At 38.7% G+C, this 25218-nt stretch carries 13 protein-coding genes; 12 read left to right on the top strand and 1 reads right to left on the bottom strand.

The genetic code is table 11. The annotated features are described in order from the left end of the window. Positions 1-39: 39 nt before the first annotated feature. Complete coding sequence (locus ACSVDH_RS24125; RefSeq protein ID WP_439252936.1) at positions 40-2091, bottom strand: GxGYxYP domain-containing protein; 2052 nt, start codon at positions 2089-2091, stop codon at positions 40-42. A 337-nt stretch (positions 2092-2428) separates the two neighbouring features. On the opposite strand from ACSVDH_RS24125, the gene ACSVDH_RS24120 reads away from it, so the two are divergent. The 12 genes from ACSVDH_RS24120 to ACSVDH_RS24065 all read left to right on the top strand — a co-directional run bounded on the left by ACSVDH_RS24120 (position 2429) and on the right by ACSVDH_RS24065 (position 25205). Further along, positions 2429-3622, top strand: coding sequence for a GntR family transcriptional regulator (locus tag ACSVDH_RS24120; RefSeq protein WP_439252938.1), 1194 nt, complete (start codon positions 2429-2431; stop codon positions 3620-3622). Between the two features lie 537 nt (positions 3623-4159). After that, a complete protein-coding gene (locus ACSVDH_RS24115; RefSeq protein ID WP_439252940.1) occupies positions 4160-6217 on the top strand; it encodes a GxGYxYP domain-containing protein in 2058 nt (685 codons plus the stop codon). A gap of 126 nt (positions 6218-6343) precedes the next feature. Beyond that, positions 6344-8524: a hypothetical protein gene (locus ACSVDH_RS24110; RefSeq protein ID WP_439252942.1), complete on the top strand. Its 2181-nt coding sequence runs from the start codon at positions 6344-6346 to the stop codon at positions 8522-8524. Between the two features lie 53 nt (positions 8525-8577). Next, positions 8578-9543 (top strand): ABC transporter permease, encoded by a 966-nt coding sequence (locus ACSVDH_RS24105; RefSeq protein WP_439252944.1) that lies wholly within the window; start codon positions 8578-8580, stop codon positions 9541-9543. Between the two features lie 139 nt (positions 9544-9682). Continuing rightward, positions 9683-10453 carry a carbohydrate ABC transporter permease gene (locus ACSVDH_RS24100; protein ID WP_439252946.1) on the top strand — a complete coding sequence of 257 codons (771 nt, stop codon included), beginning with the start codon at positions 9683-9685 and terminating at the stop codon, positions 10451-10453. 59 nt (positions 10454-10512) lie between these two features. Next, positions 10513-12162 (top strand): extracellular solute-binding protein, encoded by a 1650-nt coding sequence (locus tag ACSVDH_RS24095; protein WP_439252948.1) that lies wholly within the window; start codon positions 10513-10515, stop codon positions 12160-12162. A gap of 95 nt (positions 12163-12257) precedes the next feature. Further along, positions 12258-14267 (top strand): glutaminase family protein, encoded by a 2010-nt coding sequence (locus tag ACSVDH_RS24090; RefSeq protein WP_439252950.1) that lies wholly within the window; start codon positions 12258-12260, stop codon positions 14265-14267. Between the two features lie 63 nt (positions 14268-14330). Next, a complete protein-coding gene (locus ACSVDH_RS24085) occupies positions 14331-18134 on the top strand; it encodes a GH92 family glycosyl hydrolase (RefSeq protein ID WP_439252952.1) in 3804 nt (1267 codons plus the stop codon). 227 nt (positions 18135-18361) lie between these two features. After that, positions 18362-18886 carry a type 1 glutamine amidotransferase domain-containing protein gene (locus ACSVDH_RS24080; protein WP_299092491.1) on the top strand — a complete coding sequence of 175 codons (525 nt, stop codon included), beginning with the start codon at positions 18362-18364 and terminating at the stop codon, positions 18884-18886. 147 nt (positions 18887-19033) lie between these two features. Further along, positions 19034-19438 (top strand): GNAT family N-acetyltransferase, encoded by a 405-nt coding sequence (locus ACSVDH_RS24075; protein ID WP_439252955.1) that lies wholly within the window; start codon positions 19034-19036, stop codon positions 19436-19438. Positions 19439-19762: 324 nt separating this feature from the next. Next, positions 19763-22798: an efflux RND transporter permease subunit gene (locus tag ACSVDH_RS24070; RefSeq protein WP_439252957.1), complete on the top strand. Its 3036-nt coding sequence runs from the start codon at positions 19763-19765 to the stop codon at positions 22796-22798. A 376-nt stretch (positions 22799-23174) separates the two neighbouring features. Then, a complete protein-coding gene (locus tag ACSVDH_RS24065) occupies positions 23175-25205 on the top strand; it encodes a methyl-accepting chemotaxis protein (RefSeq protein ID WP_439252959.1) in 2031 nt (676 codons plus the stop codon). Positions 25206-25218 lie beyond the last annotated feature (13 nt).

The raw sequence follows: 25218 nt of genomic DNA, 5'->3' as shown, positions 1-25218 counted from the left end.
CTAATCCTTTTGAGGCTGTGTTTCTTTTCTTTCTATTTTTTAATCTGCCTTATCAGTGGAAGTCAGTCCGTAGGCTTCCCGGATAAGTGAGAAGTACTCATCAGCTCTGACGATTTCATACTCTGGTCCGAGCGTTTCAGTTAGAGCTAATACATGCGAAGGATTCATTCCCCAAGCATTAATCCCAATGGAAATGAACTTAGGTGATTTTCCGTCCCAGTCCTTTTTGTAATCTGCTAGTAAATTCATTCCATCCTGAACAGTTGCGATTCCGCGTAAATAGGAGATTGGAAGGCTGCCGTTCATGATTTCGATACCGACTTTTTCTCCCCCGCCTAGGAAGAGACCAGGAACTTTATAGTTGTTCTCATATGCTGCGGCTTTTGATTCGCTAAGCGGAAGATCCAACGCCACATCCCGGTTCAGAACATAAGGATACGACATTTTTGATTTCTTCAAATAGGAGTAAGTATCGTTTAGGAAATCAGAAAAATTCTCTTCTGGCCAAGCATATGGACTAAAGTAACCGACCCCTGACGGTCCTGCGACAAGCAGGTCATTTTCTGTCGCAGTTGACTGGTAATAATTCAGGATAGCGGGAGCTGCATCATAAAGCATCGGGCTTGATGTCCAGTTAATCGGCACTTTACCTCTTGCAGGATCATTCCATAAATTCCGCATATGGTTCTGATCGTATTGCAAGTTATCGCCTTCTCCAAAGGTGTAGGTTACATAAATTTTATTTTCAAGTTTTGGTGTGGTCGGCACGTTCATCTTTACGTTTTTATGTTTTGTTCCCGAAAAGACCGTCATGTTATGAAACCAGTCTGATGGAAGAACATAAACACCGTGCTTAGAGGTTATATCGATTCCGGCAACTTCACCTTCAAAGTCGTTGTCAAACCATCCCATATACGGGGTGCCAGGTTTAACATCTGACAAAATTTTTTCAAAGAGCGCCTTTTCTTCTGGCACGCTTGTGGATAGCCAGAAGACCATAGCTTTGTTCGCAACCGCATAGTCACGTAAATAGCCGTAAGGTTCCTTTTGTTCGGAAGAGAGTGGGCGAACATTGCTTGCGGACACAGCATATTGGTTCCACATATCGACATAGACCGTTAACTGCTTTGTTCCAGCCGGCGGTTTAAATTCGTACATGAAGTAGTTGCCGTGATCCGCAAATCGGTGATCACTCCCTGGTAAAAATTTTGAGCCGTGTTTATCATAAAGAAATGGTTCTTCCTCAGATGTGCCAGTTTTAAATTGAGCAATCGTCACACCGTCAGCTTTAACGACGATTTCATGAACAGCTGGTCCCCAGCCATCTTGCGTAAATGCATCATTAAAGCGGAGATACACTGCCTCATTTCCTAAAAAAGAAGACAGATCAAATTCGTATGTTTCCCGATTGCTCTGATCTCTAATTTGTTCCTTTTCAATTGCTATTGTTTGAAACGCATCATAATTATCTGGTGGAATTGGGATGGATGTGTTAGGACTTAACCCAACTAACATTCTCTTGGTTGTTTTGCTCCAAAGATTCTCATATTGCCATGTATACGCTTCTATTCGGTTGTTAAATTGACCTCGGAAATCTTTGAGTACATTGAGATTGTACGGCTCAGATGTCAATTGCTGTGCTAATTCAGGGCCAGCGACAACGGCATTTTTAAGCCCGGCTAAAGTTGTAGCCACGTTAATTGAATCCGGAACTTCTGGATCATAGATAATGATGCCTTCAATTTCATCCTTATAAGCCTTGAAGACATCCATCGCATCGTTATGAAGCTTGTAAGGTACTTGAAGATCATTTAACCAAGGATCTGTTTCATTCTGCTGCACATAAATCCGTGGCTTCTCCCGGTTAACAATCCCTTGAAGGGTCGTTAAAAGAATCTTAATGTCCCCAGACTCTTTATGAACATTGGCCACATCTAAATGCTTTACTTTCGCAAAGGTAGGGAGCTCTTGATGCTTTGGCCACTTAACAGAGCCATTGTGCAGTGCAGTGTCCGCTGAAGCGGAGACCCCAAACGTTAAAGAAAGTGTACAAAGTGTAATCACTGTTAGAATCATGAGCTTTCGAATCAAGATTTTACACATCTCCTTTTCAGTAGTAGTGGTGGAACGTCAACGTCTGATTCATCACCTCCTTTATTGAACCAATTACAGTAATACAGAAAATTAATCTTAAATTACCATATTAAATATATTTATATATACATATATTGTTATAGTCAACAAAAAAATTACTGAATATCATTTTTTCTTTTGTTTGTTTATGAGGCGAAAGGCTGTTAATTACTTGATAATATTCAATATGTTGTAATCAAAAAAGTTCGTTTATGAAGAATTTGGACTTTCTTGAAATAAAAAACTCAAATGATATAATGATATAAAGACGCGAGGAGAACAGGAGTAAACATTCATGCAAAATAACCAAAATTCGAGGACGCCATTGTACTTGCAGATTCAAGAATATTATAAGAACCAAATTTCTTCCAAAAAGCTATCAGAGCATGAAAAAATTCCACCGGAACGTGAAATAATGGAAAAATTTAATGTGAGTAGAATTACCGTTGCGAATGCATTGGCTGAATTGGCGAAGGAAGGTTGGATTTATCGGATCCCAGGAAAAGGAAGTTTTGTCCAGGAAGGTATCCACCGGTTAACCGGTAAAAACATGGAGAATGACTTAGATAGAAAGGTTTTAATGGATGAATCAATACAAATTCCAGCCCCAAACTCGAGTAAGCGTAAAATGATTGGGTTAATAATGCCGTCGGTTGATGATTTTTTTGCTATAAGGTTAATCAATGGGATAAAAAAAGTGTTAAATCAATCAGATTATTATCTTGTTATCATGCTCACTGATAATTCAAAGGAATCAGAGCGGGAAGCGATAAGGGAATTGCTTCGGATGCAGGCTGTCGGGCTTCTTATATTCCCTATAGATGCAGAAACATACAATGATGATATTTTGGAATTGAAGGTTCGGCATTTTCCATTCGTATTGATTGATCGCTACTTGCCGGGAGTTGAAACGAATTATGTGAATTCAGACAGTGTCAGCGGAGCTAAACTTGCTGTTAATCATTTATGGGATTTAGGGCATCGGAACATTGCTATCTGTTCCGATTCTGCACTTCCGACCATTACAGTTGAAGACCGGATTAAAGGCTATATGGATGTATTTAAAGAGAAAGGAGCGATGATTAATCCCTCGTTAATTCTTACTGACTTTAGAGTGAATTACGGTAACATGGATGACGATCATCCGTTGTATCGATTTATCGCTTCTCAATACGCTTCAGCTTATATTACACTGAATGCAAAGCTTGGATTGCACATTTCCAGATTGGCAAAGAGGATTGGATTGAAAGTTCCTGAGGATGTATCGATTCTAACCTTTGATGATCCGTCTTCCGGATATGATGAGTTTAGTGTTTATACTCATATTTCTCAGTCTGAACAGGAAATGGGACAAGAGGCTGCAAAGATATTGGTGGAAATGCTTGATAAACAAAAAAACAATACACGCATTGAGTATAAGAAGATAAACCTCACCCCGAAATTAATTGTTAAGGAAACGACAGGGGTTTTAAATAAATCGAAAAGTTAATCTGCTTTTAAGATACCTGATAAAATCGGGTATTTTTTTATTCTGCTTATTTCGATATAATGCAATTTTTTCAAATGTATTATTGACATAAATGAATTATTATATATAATCGTATATAACAAAGTTGATAGTGAACAAATATTAAAAATTGTTCACTTAAGGATTTTACATGTATTGATTGCTTCTTAGTTCCCTTCTTGAATGAACTTCCTTCTTTGTTACGACATCTACAATTAACATTTATGATATTTCCGCTTTGATATATAAAATAAACCAAATTTTAGTAAACTAATAATCTTCTAATTTAGATTTTGAAAATTTAACTTACCCGAATCATAATCAATATACCAGAATGAACAGTAGCTTTACTCCAAAAAAGTAAGCGCTAACAATAAATTAATAGAAACTTATCATTTTCTAAATTCAAGGAGGTGATCATTTAATCATACATATTTTCCAGAAAGAGGTAATGCAATAATTGATGCCTGTGTGAAGTTGTTTTTAAGGATTAGGCTACTTTTTTATAGGGAGGATAATATGGTCCGAAAACTTTTATTGTTAAGTTTAACATTGCTATTAGTCCTTACGGGAACTGCTGTCTACGCTAAAGATGCAAATTCAGAATCAGTCAAAAATGGAAACATATACTGGCCTGAAAACCAGGCACTGCCTACATTTGCTGAGGCAAAGCATCTGGATGTCCTTGATTTAAGAGATAATACTGGCGATGAAAAGCTGCTTTTCACTACACTGCAAGGTAATGTAAATCGCGAAAAGCCGAGAATTTATTCGATCGAAGTGAATTATGAGGAAGGAAACTATACTTGGTTAAATGATTTGAATGTACCTTATACAATGATTGAGGATCCTTGGGAGTTAATTTTGAAATACAAAAATGACATATCAGGCATTATCATCTATGATCCCGAAGTCGAGGATTCGATCAATGTTGCCACAACAAAGGCGGGATTGGAAAATGCAGTGGTTGCCAGTCCTGAACTCGCTGAGAAGCTTACGAATGCACCGTACAATTTAAAAGTGATTGAAGACTTCCGCGGGCGTTTTAAAGACGGGTTGGATGCATATAAGTGGCAATTTGAAAATCTTTGGCCGGAGACGACTCACCGTATGCTGATCGGCTTGAACCCGAGTAAAAGCGTTGCCCTTCCTGACGACAATTGGAACGATTTTCGTACCATTATTGAGGAAGATGAGCAGATTAGAGATAGCTCAAATCGTGATGTATATGAGTCGGATTTGTCTGAATTTCTTGGAGAAGAAGCTGTTTATCTCCGTTTCCAAGATGCGTTTACGAATGATGGCTGGGGCCCAGCTATACATGAGGTAACAGTGAAAGCAGATGGAAAAATCATTGCTCAATTTATACCTGGAACAGCAGAAGAAGAGCCGTTTTTATATGACCGCAATAACTCAAGTTCCGATGAGCGCTTTGGCGGACATAGATGGGCGGATAACGGCAATTATTTCGTGTATCAATTTGATCCGCCAGAAGGTACTCAGGAATTAACCGTTTCGATTGATATGTGGAACCAATTTAAAGTTTCGGCATCAAATGTTCAACCGTTATCGTCAGAGGTGACCGAGCCTTATGGTTATTTAAGAGATTATGCTGTCGCAAACAAAGCCATGGTGTTCTGGCTTGAATCAAATGATCCAGAAGAAAAGGAATTGTTTGAGAGCATCCTGTCAGATGTTGAACCAAATACACCTTATTTAGGATGGTTTGGAAACGATGTTGCCGGAGAATTTAGCTCAACAGAAATTACGTCAAGGCATAGCGTTTATGTCCTAGCTGCCGATTGGTTTAACAATATGACCGTCTTCTCAGGCACAAAGGGGAAACTTAAGAAACAAAAGCCGCTGCCGGCACCAGAACTTGATAATAAAATTTACGTTACCTTTACACTTGGTGAGGGGGACAATCTGCAGTATAACCAGCATAAATTAAGACAGCTTTGGGATGATGAGGCAAGAGGAAGTGTGCCGATTAACTGGTCAACCACTCCGCTGCTTTATGATGCAGCTCCAATAATGCTAAGTCATTATCAGCAAACTGCAACGGAGAATGATCTGTTAGTTGTCGGTCCTTCAGGTGCAGGCTATATTTACCCAACACCTTGGCCAGATGAAACGTTCAGTACATTTGCTGAGCAGACAAATAAGTACATGAAGCTTACCGGTATGGATATTATATATGCATTAAATCGGGTGGATGAGCAAAATGTACCATTATCTGAAACCGAAGCACAAGACTATATCGATTATATTAACCCTAAAGGAATTTTCATGAGCTGGGAAAATAACACAGGAACATCCATCCTGAATGGGAAGCTTCCACAGTCGATTTTGCGCGGTGCAGGAAGTGTAGTAGAAGCAAAAGAGGCGATTGCGCAGGCAGCAGCCGAATGGGATGGAACATCACCTTTATTCATCTCAATGGGAATGCTATCTTGGACTGTTACTCCTTCAGATATTAAGGAAATAGCAGATTCTTTAGGTGAAGAATATGAGGTTGTACGGGGAGATCAATACTTTGAACTCCTTCGTAAAGCAAATGGCCTGCCTAGTAAATAAAAAGTGCTTTCTATCTAATCGAAAAGGATAAAGCAGGTGAACTCCTCTAGATGGGATGTAACTTTTAGAGGGGGCCTGTCTTACATAATACGAAAATGAATCTTAAAATAGGAGCGATTAATTAGGATGATAATCAGGGACCGAAGTGAAGAAAGAATTGGTTTTCAGGAATCTTCCCCTTACAAGCCTACCTATGATTTACAAACTGATTTTGTGATGGTTTACGGAATTGATAGGACGATGCCAGAGCGAATAAAAGCGTGGAAAGAAAAAGGCTATGTCGTTCATTTAATGACAGGGGTTGCATGGGGAGAATATCAGGACTATTTGTATGGCAAAATCGATGGCCGGAATCATTGGGATGAAGCACAAAAAAATAAACATGATTCATACATTCAACACGGAAAAGATGTTCCCTATATGGTGCCGACCATTTCTTATACGAATTTTTTGACAGAAAGAATTAGAGCTGCGGTTGATGCAGGTGTTGAGGCCATTCATTTAGAAGAACCAGAATTTTGGGCGGACGGAGGGTATTCTGAAGCGTTTAAAAGAGAGTGGCAAATTTATTATAAGGAACCATGGCAGCCGCCTCATGAATCTGTTGATGCTGAGTATCGTGCTTCCCATCTGAAAGCTTATTTATATAAACGTGCTTTAGACCGTTTATGCAGTGAGTTAAAAGAGTATGCGTTAGTCAAATATAACCGGTTTCTACGATTCTATGTTCCGACACATAGTCTTATCAACTATACACAATGGCGCATTATTAGTCCGGAATCTATGCTGATTGATTTGCCGGCGATTGATGGTTATATTGCCCAGATTTGGACTGGAACATCGCGTACACCGAATGTATATGAAGGTGTTCGTAAGGAACGGACTTTTGAAACCGCATTTTTAGAATATGGAATGATGCAGGAGCTTGTAAGCGGGACGGATCGAAGAATGTGGTTTTTACATGATCCAATCGAAGATAATCCAAGACATACATGGTCAGATTACCGAAGAAACTATTATAAAACTGTTGTTGCTTCCCTATTGCATCCCGAAATCTCTCATTTTGAAATTTCACCATGGCCAAAAAGAATTTTTGAAGGGAAATATCCTAAGGAAGATGGTACAGGTGTAGAAACCATCCCAGAAGACTATGCAACAAACCTGCTGAGCGTTATGCATACATTGGGCAACATGGATCAGCAAGACATCCATGTTCACGGAAATGCTGAAAAAATTGGTGTTCTTGTTGCTGATTCAATGATGTATCAACGAAGGAATTTTTCGAATGAAGAAAATGAATCAAATGCTCGTTATGATGGAACAGATCCGGATTCAGTAGGTAACGAGGAAGATATTGAACTATTAAACTTCTCGCATTTTTATGGATTAGCATTACCGCTATTAAAGAGAGGATTATGGATCAGACCTGTTCAACTAGATAATGTTCGCCGCTTCTCAAACTATTTAAAGGATTACCGTTTATTAATATTGAGCTATGAGTTTTTAAAGCCTGAATATCCGGATTTGCATAATGCCCTTGCTCAATGGGTGAAGGAAGGCGGAGTACTCATTTATGTAGGTGATGATCGTGATCCATACCACAAGGTTAGAGAATGGTGGAATACAGGAAAACACCAATATAAGTTTCCTAGAGAACATCTTTTTGAATGCTTAGGATTAGTTAACGAGCTTGATCAAGGAATCTATCGAATCGACAAAGGCGTTCTTGGTTATTTAAGGCTTTCTCCTAAAGAATTGACGACATCGAACAAAAGTGCAGATTGGTTAAGAGATATCGTTAAAAATAGTTTAGAGACCTATGATCAACAGATTACCTTGGAAGAAAAAAATTACTTTATGCTGCAACGGGGACCGTATCGAATCGCAGCGGTAGTAGATGAATCAATGAGTTCAGACCCATTAATCATTAGAGGGAACTTCGTTGATTTGTTTGATCCAACTTTAAAGGTACTTGGTCACATTCAATTGAAGCCCGATGAAAACGCTCTATTATACGATCTAAACTATGATTCTAATAAAGAGGATGTAAAGGTCATTGCAGCTTCCTCTAGGATTGAAGAATTAAACCAGTCTGAAAATGGCTTTGAGATGATCGTTAGAGGACCTGAAAAAATAAAGGCAGCAGCCCGAATATATTGTCCAAAAAAGCCAATGGAAGCAAAGCTTGTGATCGGGAAAGTAACGATACCGATCAAATACGAATGGCATGAACCATCAAAAACCGTTTTTCTAAACTATAAACACAGTTCAACTGAGCAAACAAAAGTCGTAATAAATTGGAAGTAATAACGTTGCTGTATATAAGGCTTCATAAGTGAAACTATGGGAGGAGAGAAAAAGTGAAAAACCATACGGAAACAAAGCTAGCTTCCCAGCCCGTTTATGTAACGAAAACTAGGAAACAAAACCTCTGGTTAAGAATATGGCAGCATAGAGTATTCTATCTCTTTTTGCTTCCAGGGATTATTTGGTTTTTTATCTTCTCTTATATTCCATTGTATGGGATAACCATTGCCTTTAAAGATTTTAACTTTGTAAAGGGAATTCTGGGAAGTCCATGGGCTGGATTTAAGTACTTTCAACAATTTTTTACCTATTATCAAGCAGCGGAAATCATTCGAAATACGTTAATCATAAGTTTGATGAAGCTGCTGATTGGTTTTCCGATGCCTATTATATTAGCGCTAATGTTAAATGAAGTGAGAGTTTCGAAGTTTAAAAGAACGGTGCAAACGATTTCTTACTTACCCCATTTTATCTCTTGGGTTGTCGTTGTCACACTTATGCAACGAATGTTAACTCCGTACGGAGGTCCAATAAATGAACTTATTGCTGCGCTTGGCTTTGATAAAATCCAGTTTTTAGGGAATGTTAATTATTTTTATCAAATCATTATTGCCTCAGATGTTTGGAAGGGTGTAGGATGGGGAGCCATTATTTATTTAGCAGCTATTTCGGGAGTTGACCCGCAATTATATGAGGCGGCAAAAATGGATGGCGCGAATCGATTCAGGCAGATGTGGCATGTGACATTGCCCTCAATAAGAGGTGTAATGGTCATTTTGTTTATTCTTGCATGCGGAGGAATTATGTCTGCTGGGTATGAGCAGCTGTTGTTATTGAACACACCGGCAACGGCAAAGATAGGTACTGTATTAGATGTTTATGTGATCAAGGCTGGTTTGGAGCAAGGACGTTTTAGTTATGCAACAGCGGTAGGGCTATTCCAGGGGATGATTGGATTAATTCTGATCATTACAGCAAATCGAATTAGCAAAAAAGTCAATGGAACATCTTTATGGTAAAGGAGTGAAGGCGTGAATGAAAGGAAAATGGTCACTATTCTCTATCATTAACTATTCAATATTGGGGATATTTGCTTTTAGTACGCTTTACCCCTTTATTTATATATTAGCTTACTCCTTGAGTGATGGGGTGGAAGCGATGAAGAACCCTATTTATTTTCTTCCGAAGGGTTTTACATTTGAAAACTATATTCAGATCTTTCAAGACACAAAGTTTCTGGAAGCCTATAAAATTACGATTCTTCGTACAGTGATTGGCACGGTTTTACATGTGTTTTTAAGCGCGTTATTTGCCTATGCCTTAACGAAAAAAACATTGCCGGGAAGAACCTTTTTTACCTTTTTCATCTTTATCCCGACACTTTTTGGCGGCGGAATGATCCCAACATTTATTTTATATCGGGAATTAGGGTTAATCGACTCATTTTGGGTGTATGTCATTCCATTTTTATATAACTTCTTCAACATTGTTGTCTTAAGAACCTTTTTTCAGCAAATTCCTAGTTCTTTAGAAGAGTCAGCGAAGATTGATGGGTGCGGGGATTTCAAGATATTCATGAAAATTATTTTACCTTTATCTGCACCTGTCCTTGCCACCATTGGATTATTTATTGGGGTATTCCACTGGAATGATTGGTTTACAGGTACCTACTTTGTGACAGATAAAAATTTATTGCCTGTTCAGACATTGCTTAATGATCTGTTAAGCCAGTCACTTGCACAAGCTGATGCGGCAAAGAATGCTTCCCAAACAGGTACCTCTGTAGGACTGCAGGCTGTTGCGCAAACAACACCGGAATCATTGCGGATGGCAACTTTAATGGTGGCGACTTTGCCAATATTATGTGTCTATCCATTTTTGCAAAAGTACTTTGTTAAAGGGGTCATGATTGGTTCGGTGAAGGGATAAGCCTTCTCTTTTAAAAGAGAAGTTATCATATAAAAAATATTCAATTTAGGGGGAGAAAGATGAAACAGACTTTTAAGCTAGTCATGACGTTGTTCCTGGTTTTCTCGCTGACTATTTTAGCTGCTTGTCAGAAACAGGAAACAAGTACTGAAACTGAGGACGGTCCTGTTACAATCAAGGTTTTGCATAACTGGGCCGGTTCAGATGGAAATGCTCCAAAAGATGCTGTCAATAATCCTGTTGCTAAAAAGATTTTGGAAGAAACAGGAGTAAAAATGGAATTTGACTTTCCAAAAGGGATGAGTGAAGTAGAAAAAATTACTCAAGTTTTTGCTACCGGTGAATTTCCCGATCTATATACAGGTCCTGCTTGGGGAAAAGAAAGTGAAACCTTGTTAAAGGCAGCAAATGAGGGGCAGCTTCATGATCTAACAGAATACATCGAAAAATATCCAAATCTCGCAGAATTGGTGAAGAAAGAAAATATGTCACCGTCTTTATACGACAGTATCATTAGTAAACAAGAGGGCGGTCAATTTATGCTGCATGCTAGTTATCCTGCTACTGATGATGATGTGATTAATTGGTTATATGGATTATATGTTAATAAAGAGATTGCTGACAAGGTTGGGATTGATCCACAATCTGTCCATACGCCAGAGGATCTTTACAATTTTCTGAAGGCGGTAAAGGATGAGAATCTCCAGGTTAATGGGAAGCCAGTTTTTCCATTGGGAGCAGGTGGAAGCGGGTGGCCTTTAGACATCATGTCTGAAATGTTTGTACCTGTTGCAGGTTCTTCCAGCTGGATGATTGATGACAATGGCAATACGCAATTAAATTTTATGACAAAAGAATATGAAGAGTATATTTTATACATGCAAAAATTACGCAATGAGGGATTGCTTGATCCGGAGGCATATACACAAACCGGTGCGATAGCCGAGGAAAAGTTTACACAAGGACAGTATGCAGTCGTCCCAAATCAATTCCCTGGATTATGGACGGGGTTAGTAAAAGCAGGACTACAAGATAAATTTGTTCCATTAGGACCATTAAATGATTTCAACGGTGATCCTCATCGAACAGAAGTGAATGTAACAGGATCTCAGCTTATTGCAGTTCCAAATACAGTTTCTAAAGAAAAATTAGATGCAATTATGAAAATGTTAGATTATTTGGCATCTGATGAAGGATTCCTCTTAACAAACTTCGGTATCAAAGGTGTTCATTATGACATGGTTGATGGCAAGGTTCAAGCGAAAAAAGAATGGGTTGATAAACTAAAAGAAGATCCTAAAGCATTGATTAATGAGGGAATTGGTTCTTCTTACGGTACATTAGCAGGTTTATATCGTACCGTTTCTTTAGCAGGCGGTGCGTATGGATATCAATATGATGAACGATACAAAAAAGAAGAAGAATTCAAAAAGATCATGTCACCAAATGGAATTAAGCCAATTGAAGGAAAAGATCCTTATAACGTGTATCAGGGACATGAAAACTTTGAGCAAATTCAGCCTGTGTTTGATACGTTGGGAGATGTTGTCCTCCAGGCGATTCATGCTAAATCTGAAAAAGAAGCCCTGGACTTAATTAAGGAATCTCGTGAAGCATTAAAGAGTGTCGGAATTGAAGATGTAGCTGATGAAATATCAAAACAGGCAAAAGAAGGAACAGAATTCATGCGCTATCGGACATCAAACTAAACACGTATTGATCTGAGTTGTGCTAAAAAGGAGAGCATTGCGCTCTCCCTTTCCCTTACTTAGATATAAATAATAGCTAAAAGGAGATAGATAAAATGATTCAACAATTTAGACCCCCTTCCGTACCGCTCATTACAGTTGATCCTTATTTCAGTGTTTGGTCGGCCGGTGATCATCTTTATGATCATCATACGGTGCATTGGACAAATAAACGCAACAGCATGGTCGGTATGATTGTGGTAGACGGAAAGACTAGCCGATTCATGGGAAAAATTGAAATGGCTCCTGATGCAGAATACGAGGAACCACCTGCTTTCTTACAAAAGTCTTTAAAAGTTGAGCCGTTAACAACTACATACTTATTTGAAGGAGACGGTATCGAGCTGGAAGTGAAATTTATGACACCGCTGCTTCTAAATGACTTAGATCTATTGTCAAGGCCAGCATCATATATAACATTTAATGTACGCTCCATCGATGGAAACGTTCATGATGTCAAAATCTATTTTGATGTATCTGGAGATCTGTGTGTAAATACAGCTGATCAACCTATTGTATGGGATAGAAAATTGATAAATGGACAAATTTCTGCCATGTATATGGGTACCGAAGAACAGCCAATTTTAAGACGTGTTGGTGATGATACAAGAATTGATTGGGGGTACTGTTATTTAGCTTCACCTCAAGTAAGCTCAATAAAAACGGTTATCCATTCCTATGACGTAAGGAAGCAGTTTGTGGAAACAAGACAATTGCTAGAGAAAGACGATGAGCAGCAGCCAAGACCAGTACAGTCAAACCCGGCAGTCATGGCTGCACTAGTAGATATTGGCGAAGTTGATGAAACTCAAGTATCTCACTTTCTGGTTTTAGCTTATGATGATATCCATTCAATTGAATATTTTGGCAAGCCTTTGAGTGCATATTGGCGCAGAAATGGAATGACGTTTGAAGAAATGATCACCTTAGCAATCACGCAATACGAGGAAATTCAACGAAAATGTGAAGAATTCAATCGAGAACTGATCAATGAAAGCCAACAGGCAGGAGGAGAGAAATATAAGGATTTGATGGCACTTTCCTTTAGACAGGCGATTGCTGCTCACAAGCTGGTTATAGATGAAATTGGCGAAGCTTTATTTTTATCAAAAGAAAACTTCAGTAATGGCTGCATTGCCACTGTAGATGTGAGTTACCCATCCATTCCGCTGTTCTTACGGTATAATCCTGAGTTTGTTAAAGCGATGATGAGACCAATTTTTCGATACGCCGCAAGCGAGGATTGGACATTTCATTTTGCGCCGCACGATGTTGGATGTTACCCAAAAGCAAACGGTCAAGTGTATGGTGAAAATAAATTAGAATACCAAATGCCAATCGAAGAATGCGGAAATATGTTGATCATGGCGGCTTCTATTTGTCTTTATGATAAAAATGCAAGTTTTGCAAAAGAAAACTGGGGCCTATTGACTGAATGGGCAAATTATTTGATTGAAAATGGACTTGATCCGGAAAATCAACTTTGTACGGATGATTTTGCTGGACACTTGGCACATAATGCCAACCTGTCGATTAAAGCCATAATTGGGATTGGAGCTTACTCGATTATGTGCAAGTTGCTAGATAAACAAGATGGAGAACTTTTTTACCAAAAGGCAAAAGAGATGGCATTACAATGGGTAGAAATGGCGGCAGCTGATGATCATTATAAGCTTACCTTTGATAGTACTGATGAGACATGGAGTCTAAAATATAACCTAGTTTGGGATCGGCTATTCGGACTAAATCTATTTCCAAAAGATATCGTTGAGAAAGAAATCCCTTATTATCTAGCTAAACAAAACAAGTTCGGAACCCCTCTGGACAACAGGAATTCCTATACTAAGTCTGATTGGCTAGTATGGTGTGCATCGTTGGCAAAATCGCAAAGTGATTTTGAGCAAATGATCGCACCGCTATGGGACTTTTTGAACGAATCTCCGAGTCGTGTTCCTTTTACGGATTGGTATGATACGATCACTGGAAAACAAATAAACTTTCAAAACCGGTCTGTTGTAGGAGGTCTATTTATTAAGTTACTAACTCCAGTCGGACCGGAATCATAGTCAACAGAGCGAAAATAAATCAATATCAATATGATAAATATTACTTAGAGGAGATATACGTAAATGAGTGAATACTATGTGACTCCAACCGAGCTTCGTCCAGCATTTGCACAGGAGTTTGAAACAACAGACTTTTCTACTTCATTTGAAGAGAAAGACGTGCAACTTACTTGGAAAAACGCTGTAGAAACTGACCGTGATGGAAATCAAAGAGCCTTAGGAGTTAAAGGAGGCATTATAGATGATTCGAATCAGGAGAATATCACTCATAATGGAAAAGGTGATGACCAGCATCTAGTTGTGGACAAAAGGAAACAGATAAAATCCCTAGAGGTTGAATCTCCCAATATGATTTCACAAATAGGGAATGGTCCGAAAAACAGTTATACCGGAAAAGTCAATGCAGGATGGACAGGTGGTAAAGCTCTTCTTTACTCAGGAAGGCATGTATCAGAAGGCAGAGCCTATTCTTATAATAAAATTTTCGATGTTAACATTGCGATTACTTCAAAATCAAAGCTTTCCTATTATATTCATCCCCAGTTTATGGATGAAAAACAAATGGATTATTCAAGTACCTATGTAGCTATCGATCTTGCATTTTCAGATGGAACCTATCTTAGCGAGCTTGGGGCAAAGGATCAGCATGGCATTGAATTACATCCCCAGGCACAGGGTAAATCCAACACATTATATCCTAATCAATGGAATTACAAATCATCTATGATAGGAAAAGTGGCTGAAGGGAAAACGGTTGAACGAATTTTAATAGCCTATGATCATCCTAATGGTCCGGCGATTTTTGAAGGCAGTATTGATGATATTAAAATCGAAGGGAATCCGAAAGAGGAAATCTATAATAGTCCAGTAGACTATGTGAATATTTTGCGGGGCACAAACTCGAATGGAACTTTTTCAAGAGGGAATAATTTTCCGGCAGTGGCTGTACCACATGGGTTTAACTTTTGGACTCCTGTGACAGATGCCGGTTCGACAAGCTGGCTATACACGTACCAACAGGCAAATAACTCAGATAATTTGCCGGAAATTCAAGCATTTTCTCTAAGTCATGAAACAAGTCCATGGATGGGAGACCGTCAGACATTTCAAATCATGCCTCAGGCGTTGGAAAAACCAAGTGCGAATCGACAGAAGCGTGCATTGGCATTTAAGCATGAAAATGAAATAGCGAAGCCACATTACTATTCAGTTACATTTGAGAATGGAATGAAAACGGAAATAACGCCAACAAACCGTGCTGCAATGTTTGCGTTTACATTTGTCGGTGAAAAATCCAGTCTGATTTTTGACAATGTAAATAATGAAGGCGGCTTGACATTACATCCAGAAGAGCAGGCATTAACCGGATATACAGATGTAAAAAGCGGTCTTTCCGATGGAAGCACAAGGATGTTTATTTATGCAATCTTTGATAAGAAAGTAGTAGACAGCGCGAAGTTAGTTGGAGAGAACAGGGACAATGTTGCCGGCTATTATTGTTTTGATACCTCAGGTGAGGATAAAACCGTGACAATGAAAATCGCGACGTCATTGATTAGTGTCAACCAGGCGAAAAGGAATCTTGAGCAGGAGATAAAACCTGATGCCACTTTTGAAAGTGTAAAAGAAGCTGCAAAAAAAGCATGGGAAGAAAAACTGAAAATCATTGAAGTGGAAGATGCAAGCAAAGAAGAACTTATCACCCTGTATTCCAATATGTATCGTTTATTTTTATATCCTAATATTGGATATGAAAATACAGGTACGGAAGAAAAACCAATCTATCAGTATGCTAGTCCGTTTTCAAACCAGACAAATGAAAACACACCGACAGAAACAGGTGCCAATATTGTCGATGGTAAGTGCTATGTCAATAATGGTTTCTGGGATACGTACCGAACATCGTGGCCAGGTTACGTCTTGTTTACTCCGACAAATGCTGGTGAGATGATCAATGGCTTTATCCAGCAATATAAAGATGGGGGATGGATATCTAGATGGTCTTCGCCTGGCTATGCGAATTTAATGGTCGGCACAAGCTCTGATGTTGCTTTTGCTGATGCTTATTTAAAAGGAGTAACAAACTTTGATGTGAAGGCCTTTTATGAATCAGCAATAAAGAATGCTTCTGTTGCGAGTGATGAAGAAAGTGTGGGACGAAAAGGATTAGCGACATCAATCTTTAATCGTTATACTAGCACAGCAACTGGTGAAGGATTGTCGTGGGCAATGGATGGCTACATTAATGACTTTGCGATTGCGAATATAGCAAGAATGCTGGCAGAGCTGACGGATAAGTCGAATCCAGATTATCAACAATATTGTACGGATGCTGTTTATTATTTAGAACGTGCCCAAAACTATGTTGAAATGTTTAATTCTGAAGTGAATTTTTTTATGGGAAAAGAGCCGTCAGGTGAATGGCGAACCTCTGCTGAAAACTTTAATCCTGAATCCTGGGGTGGCGATTATACAGAAACAAATGCGTGGAATATGGCTTTCCACGTACCGCAGGATGGTCAAGGCTTGGCAAATCTTTATGGGGGCAGAGCTGGATTGGCGGAAAAACTGGATGCCTTTTTTTCTATTCCTGAGACAGCCTCCTACCCTGGGCATTATGGCAGCATCATCCATGAAATGCTTGAAGCGAGGGATGTAAGGATGGGGATGTACGGTCATAGTAACCAGCCTGCCCATCACATTCTTTACATGTATAACTATGCGGGGCAGCCGGCAAAGGCACAGGAAAAAATCCGTGAAGTGTTATCAAGATTATATATCGGCAGTGAAATCGGCCAAGGGTATCCTGGAGATGAAGACAACGGGGAAATGTCTTCATGGTATTTGTTCAGTGCTGCAGGATTTTATCCGCTGCAAATGGGTTTACCTGAATATGCAATAGGGGCTCCTTATTTTAAGAAAATGACGATCCACCTTGAAAATGGGAACACCATTATAATAAAAGCACCAAATGTTAGTCATAAAAATAAATATGTCCAAAGCATGAAAGTAAATGGCAAACTCCATGATCAGTTAACAATTGATCATAAAACGCTAATTAATGGGGCAACCTTGGAGTTTGAAATGGGAAGCGAGCCATCAGAGTGGGGAACAGGCTTAGAGGCCTTACCTAGGTCGATTACCGATCCAGCAACAAATGGAACATCCGTGCAGCCAACGATCTTGTATGATTTGACTGATCATAAGAAAGGGATCTCCCAGCATTCTGATAAAGGTGGGGCTGAAACGTTATTTGACAATACTTCTAACACAATTCTGTCGCTCAAAAGCAATCAACCATGGGCACAATATCAATTTGAAAATGGACCTGAAGAAGTGTTGATGTACACGATCACTTCTGGCGAGGTTGAGGAACAGGACCCCAATTGCTGGGTATTATTAGGTTCTAAAGATGGTGAAGCTTGGCAGGTTCTTGATAAAAGGGAAAATGAATGTTTCCATTGGCGAAAATTCACCAAGCCATTTTTAATCAAAAACCCTGGTGCCTATTCTTTCTATCGATTAGAAGTGAAAGAGAATGGAGGAGCAGCCATCACTTCTATCGCTCAAATCGAGTTGCTTGGATATGGTAATATCATAAGGAAATTTCATCACGTTGAAGCAGTCATTCAGCGTTATGTAGAATCTGGAGAGATTGAGGACACATTAAGAATCCAATTTTCTAGGTCGCGGGAGCAGTATCAACAAGGGCATTACAAGCAAGCAATGAAGACATTAAGTGACTTTTTAAAGGAACAAGGGCCCCTTCCAAAGAAGGCAAGTGAGAAAATAACAGCTGATATTCATGCGTTGATTGAAGCAATAACAAAAATTACAAATTGTTATCACTTAGGCAAAACAAAGTAAATAAAAAAGGAGCCTGTTTGATTGAATAAGCAGGCTTCTTTTCTATGGATTACGACAATATCATTTTTTTACTGCTGCTATAATAGGATTACAACGAAATTCTTGCTGAGATCCTATTATTTTGTTAGATTTGGAATAGAATTTCCTTTTATTCTTCTAGAAAGATTAAGAGAGAGTTTCTTTAAGGTGTTTTTTGGGAAAGGGTTGAAAACAAGGAGGGAGCACAAATGAAATTAGCAGGAAAAAAAGTATTAAGCTTTGTCCATGAAGATTTTGAGGACTTGGAGCTTTGGTATCCAATCCATCGTTTACGCGAAGAAGGGGCAACTGTTGATTTAGCTGGAGAAGAGGCTGGATTTACATATAAAGGAAAGTATGGGGTGCCAGCAACTTCTGATTTTGCCTTTCAAGATGTTGACCCTAAAGATTATGATGCTCTATTAGTTCCAGGAGGCTGGGCTCCTGATAAGCTGCGCAGATTTCCAAAGGTGCTGGCTATTGTTCAGCATATGGAAGAGCAGAAAAAACCGATTGGCCAAATCTGTCATGCTGGCTGGGTGCTGATCTCTGCAAAAATATTAAACGGCAAAACCGTAACAAGTACACCAGGTATTCGTGATGATATGGAGAATGCCGGAGCGAAATGGCTGGATGAAGCAGTTGTTGTTGATGGACATCTTGTATCAAGCAGACGTCCGCCTGATTTGCCGGACTATATGAGAGCGTTTATTCAGGTTTTAGAAGGCAAGTAAGGCGAATAAGACTAAAGGGTCACAGACACTCTAAACACAATGATTAAGTTTAGTAGTGGGCTAGTGATCCTTTTGCTTTTATACATACAAAAGTTGGTAGATACGATATAGTTATATATATTTCATGATTAAGAGAGGGGAATAGCAATGATAAATAAGTTAACCTACCAAGTGAATGACACGATCCATGCCGAGGAGCTGTCAGAAGTATTTAAAGCGTCTGGCATAAAACGGCCTGTTGAAGATCTTCCGCGGCTGCAGCAAATGATTGAACATGCCGATCTCATCATCACTGCCCGGGCTGAAGGTCGTTTAGTTGGCGTAGCACGTGCGATTACGGATTTTAGCTATTGCTGTTATTTATCAGATCTTGCTGTTGATCGGAACTTTCAAAAATGCGGAATTGGTAAAGAACTTGTCCGCTTGTTAAGAGGAGAGCTTGGGGAGCAGGTGTCATTAATCCTATTATCTGCTCAAGAAGCCATGGATTATTATCTGAAAATCGGCTTTGACAAAATTGACAATGGTTATAAAATAAATCGAAAAAGCTAGTGTAATAAAGGGCTGTCTCAAAACTTGAGCAGCCCTTTGTTGCTGCTTTTATTCCATATCCTTCTCCATTTTATAATTCCTCCATAAGAACGGTTTGTGCTCAATGCCGTCCCCCGCTCCATTTGTTGGCGTTTACATAAACAGCCTTTAGTAATATACGCCTTAAGCCCTAGATAGTTTTACACCTTAAGTCATTTAACTCTTCCACTTTTTGCTATTAGAATGATGACTGTAGTAATGAGCTGCTTATACGAAATTTTTCCTGCAACTAGATTGGTTCAAAACTAGTTGGAAGCAAAACGAAAATTGAAAGGAGTTTGTAAGATGTCTTGGCTGACGAAATGGTCATTTAAGAACAAAGCTGCAGTTGCTATTATGTCAATGTTGATACTTGTGTTGGGAGTTTTAAGTTATTTTCGATTGCCGATGGAGTTTTTGCCTTCTGCTGACCAACCCTTTATTTCAGTGGTTGCCATGGGTGAAGGTTTAGACGCAAGTATGATGGAGGAGCAGGTGACAACTCCGATTGAAAATGCCGTTGATGGTGTAAATGGGAAGACCAATGTGTTTTCAAGAATTGGTGACGGCTATACATCCGTCGATATTCACTTTGAGTCTAGTATTGATAAGAAAGAAGCGAAGCGGGAGATTGAGGAGGCTTTAGCAAATGTAACATTACCCGAAAATGTTATGAAGCCCAATATTGTCCAATTGAACACGTCCATGATACCTGTTTCCTACATTGCGTTAACGTTTGACGAAGGAATCAATCCTGAAACAATTCAGTATGCGAAAGATGAAATTGTTCCTTATTTTAAAGAAATTGCTGGAGTTTCATCGATCCAAACAAATGGAACTATACCTTCGTACGTATCGGTTGAACTAGATGAAAAAAAGATGGCTGCAAAGAAAGTTTCTATTGAGCATATTATGCCATTGCTTCAAGGACAGAATATGGCAACGGCAGTCGGAGAAAAAACAGTAGATGGGAAAACAGCTAATCTTAAGGTTGTTGGCGATTTAAATTCGATTGAAAAACTAAGAGAAACGGAAGTGCTTCCCAACGTACCTCTTAAAGATCTAGCAACGATTAACGTCACAAAACAAGAAAACAATCTTACACGAGTGAATGGAAAGGATGCATTGATTTTCGTTATTACGAAGGATGGTCATTCAAACGCAGTAACGATAAGTAAAGAAGCTGAAAAAGCGTCACAGGAAGTAAATGAAAAGTACGACAATCTTGAAACGACTGTTGTTTTAGCTTCAGCTGATTCGGTAGAATCGTCTGTCCACAGTATGATTAAAGAAGTTTTATTAGGTGCCTTATTTGCAACCATTGTGATCATGTTGTTTTTACGTAATCTTCGCTCCACTTTAATAACGATTGTGTCCATTCCACTTTCATTAGGGTTTACTTTATTCCTGCTCAATCAGTCTGGTGTCACATTAAATATTTTGACATTAGGCGGAGTAGCCGTTGCAGTTGGACGTCTTGTAGATGACAGCATCGTCGTTATTGAAAATATTTTTAGAAGAGCACAACATGAAAAATTCACGATCAATATGGTCATGGATGCCACAAAGGAAGTTGGCTCAGCGATTACTTCTTCAACCCTTACAACGGTGGCTGTATTTTTACCAATGGGGCTGTTAAGTGGAAGTTTGCAGGATTTCTTGCTTCCATTCGCATTAACCATCACTTATTCTCTGTTGGCTTCTTTAATTGTGGCCATTACAGTTGTACCTGTTATGAGTGCCGGCTTGCTTAAGAAGGCGAAAATAGAAGAGCACAATCCATCTCCGCGTTTTGCGAAAATGCTAACCTGGTCATTAAATCATAAATGGGTGGTGCTTGTAACCGCATTGCTTTTATTTGTCGGCTCGGTCGGGGGGTACTTCATGCTTCCTAAAGGCTCTGTTAATAAAACAAAAGCGGATTACGTCTTGGTCTCTTTAACATATCCGAATGAAACACCAATTGAAAAAGTAAAAGAAGAATCAATGAAGCTTGAAGAATATTTGTTAGCGCAAGAAGGGGTTGATACATCATATTTGCAATTAGGAAATTCTGAAGATGCAGCAAAATACGGAGCCGTTGGTAATCCAACTCAAGCGCAAATCATGGCAATCTTAGAAGAGGATGCAGATATGGGCGCCTTTATCGATACGATTGATACACAAAAAGATGTGTACAAGGATGCAACAATTGAGGCTACAGAAGCGACAATGATGGGCGGAGGCTCGACTTCCATAACCATTGATTTAATCGGTGATGATGTGGAAGGACTCATCATATTATCAGAAGAAGTTGAAGCAGAGATCAAGGATATTGAAGGAATTGAGAAGGTAAGTTCCAACCAAGAGGAAACAAAAGCGGTTTATTCCTTTGTTGTTAATTCTTCCGCTGCGAAAGCTGACCAAGTTGCCCAACAAGCTGCAGTCATGCTGAACAAAACCCCCCTTGGTTCTGTTGAAATGAACGGAATGCAAACCACGGTTATGCTGGAACCGTTATTTAATCCAGAGACGGAAAAAGAATTATCAAATGTTCCGATTATAACGGCTAATGGTATGACAACGATCGCAGAAGTAGCGGAGTTAAAGCAGACAGAAGAACCTACTAGCACATTCCATAAGGATGGGGATCAATATATCAGGATAACGGCAACTGTTGATCCAGAAAAATTATCAGACATTTCCACGGAAATCAATAAGCGTATTTTTGGTGATAAAACGACCGAAGGCATAGAGATTCCTGAAAACATGGAAGTACTTGTCGGCGGGGCAAGTGTTGATCAAGCAAACGACTTTCAGGATTTATTTATGACGATGCTTGCTTCGATTGGGATTGTGTTTCTGATTATGGTGATCACCTTTAAAACCATCCGAGCACCAATTGCGATTCTCTTTTCTTTACCGCTTGCCGCAATTGGAGCGATTTTAGGAATAATCATCAGCGGCATATCTGTTGATGTAACGGCTTTATTGGGAGCATTAATGTTAATTGGTATCGTTGTAACAAATGCGATTGTTCTATTAGATCGCGTGAAGCAAAATGAACAAACTATGATTATTCGTGATGCGATAGTGGAGGCTGCTTCAATTAGAATGCGCCCGATCATCATGACAGCTGTAGCAACCATTTCGGCGATGCTTCCTTTATTATTTAAAGAAGCTGAAATGGGGAATTTAGTATCTGCAAGCTTAGCAGTAGTAGTTATTGGCGGATTAAGTGTCGCGACACTTTTAACACTTATTGTCATTCCAGTTGTTTATGAGCTGCTTCATTTTAAAAAGGCGAAAAAGCAAAGACTAAAGGCGGAAAGTGAAAGCCATGTAGAAACATTAGAAATGTAAACAAAAGAAGGGGCGGACTGCCCCTTCTTTTATTTAGTCTCTTTGTTTACAGATTGTTGCTTTTTTAGTAACAAGGAATGGCTCTTTTCAAAAGGTAAAATAGGTTGCTTCTATTCAATTTATCACATAATCCTTCAAGTATTTAATGATAAAATATAAGATTATGAAGTTTGCGATAGGTAAAAAAGCCTATAAACTAATAATAGCAAAAAGTTTTTTATTAAATATTTGGTGAAATATAGTATAATTGTAAGCGGATACAGGATATAGAGGAGAAAAAACACGAATATAGTTATTTAGAACCAGGTATAAAGTACTGTATTTTTTTGCTCTCATGTCAGAATATTTTGTGAATACATACAAAGGGGTTAAGATGGTGAAGGAAAAAAAGAAGTCTGTTGCCAATAAGTCCTATAAAAAACGGCAGAAAAGAAGTTATCTAAGAGGGATGACATTAAAGTCAAAAATTATTTTATTGATCCTATTATTTACGATCATTCCAAGTGTCATGATCGGGAATGTTGTATACTTTGTTTCATCAAGTACGATTGAAAACAAAGTTTCTGATATGAATAATGAGATTGGTGTTCAGGTTACGAAAAATGTAAACCATCTGTTAAGAGAAATTGAAAACATTACGCTAATTCCTTTATCGAACATGGATTTAATGGAACAGTTAAAGAATAATGAGGGGTTAACAGAGTATGAGAGATTTACAAAGGAAAGAGAAGTAACAGAATATTTCTCGAGCATTACATTTACAAATGAAAACGCTGAAGCGCTATTATTTATTAATGAAGAAAACATTGTTTTTGGTGAGTCAAGCACTACAGATGATTTTAAAGTGGATGAATACTTTGATTCAGAAATTCCTGACAAAGTGGAAGAATTATCGGGTTCAGTATTATGGACATCCGGTTTAGGGGATCTTTATGAAAATATTTACTTGTTTCGAAAATACGATCAGCTAGGCACCCTTATCCTTATCGCTAATGCAAAGCTTTTTGATGATGTGTTTGAAAATGGAAGAAACACATCAGCAAGAGAAATTTCGATTATTAATGAAAACGGTATAATAATAGCTAGTAATAAACAGAAGCTTGTTGGAAGTATCTATGAATCTCAACAACTTAATGATGAAAATTTAGTTTCGTTGCATGAAAGTGAAAACGGCTGGAAGGTATCTGTTTCAACCTCAAAAGCATATTTATTAAAAGAAATTCATGATGTGATTTATCTTGTCTATATCCTTATTTTCGCTTTTGTCCTTTTATCTGTTTTTGCGAGCATCTTTTTAGCCAAAAGTATGATTAGGCCCATACAGCGCATCGTTTCAATTATGAAAATGGCTGAAAAAGGTGACTTAACACACCGGGCAGACTATTTATATAAAAATGAAGTCGGTCAGCTAGGGAAAAGCTATAACACGATGATTGACAATATTACGGTCATGATTGAAGAAAATAAAAAGGTATCAACCTATGCGGTGAACCGGGCCAATGATCTGAAACGAATTGCCGAAGAATCGGCAATAGCCACTGAACAAATTGCCAGCGCAATTGAAGACGTTGCAAAGGGAGCTGTCAGCCAGGTCGATTATTCAGAACGAACAAACCGGGAAATGAAAGAGTTATCAGCTGAAATAAATGAGGTAGCCAATAATATGGAAAGAGTATCATCTATAACGCAAACAACAAAACAGCTTAGCAGTACATCTATTGAAACGATTAAAGAGTTAACCAATAAAAATCAAGAAATGGGAACGAATATTGAACAAGTTGAACAAACGATGAATGTGTTATATGAGGAAATAACGCAAATAAAGGACATCGTTGAAATCATAAAGAGTGTAAGTGAGGAAACAAACTTATTATCATTAAACGCAAGCATCGAAGCGGCAAGAGCTGGGGAGTACGGTAGAGGATTTGCGGTTGTTGCCCAGGAAATACGAAAGCTTGCTGATCAAACGAAAACCTCGTCGCTGAGAATCGATTTGGTTATTGCCAGTATATTATCGCAAACAAAAAAATCGGTTCAAATGGTTGATACAACGATAAGACTATTTAATGAACAATCGAATTCAATCCACGATACACAAAAGGCGTTTGAAAATATTCTTGAAGGAACAAATGCGATTATCAGTGAAATTGATTATGTGGAAGCCTCAATTGGAAAGATCACGATCAATAAGGAAAAGGTAGAAAAAGCGATAAATGAAATGGTCGAAGTAGCAGAAATTTCTTCCTCCACAACTGAAGAAGTAACAGCAACAACAGAGGAACAGGCAGCATCTGCAGAGGAGTTGGGAGATTTAGCTTCTGCTCTTACAAGCACCATCCAAGAAGTAGAGGAGCTGATTCATAAGTTTAAGGTAAGAGAACAGCTGAATAATGTTGATGGTTATTAGGTGAAAAGGGCTG

It is taken from the genome of Metabacillus sp. Hm71 (assembly GCF_051842955.2).
GTDB lineage: Bacteria > Bacillota > Bacilli > Bacillales > Bacillaceae > Metabacillus.
This window is presented reverse-complemented; position numbering and strand designations above follow the sequence as displayed.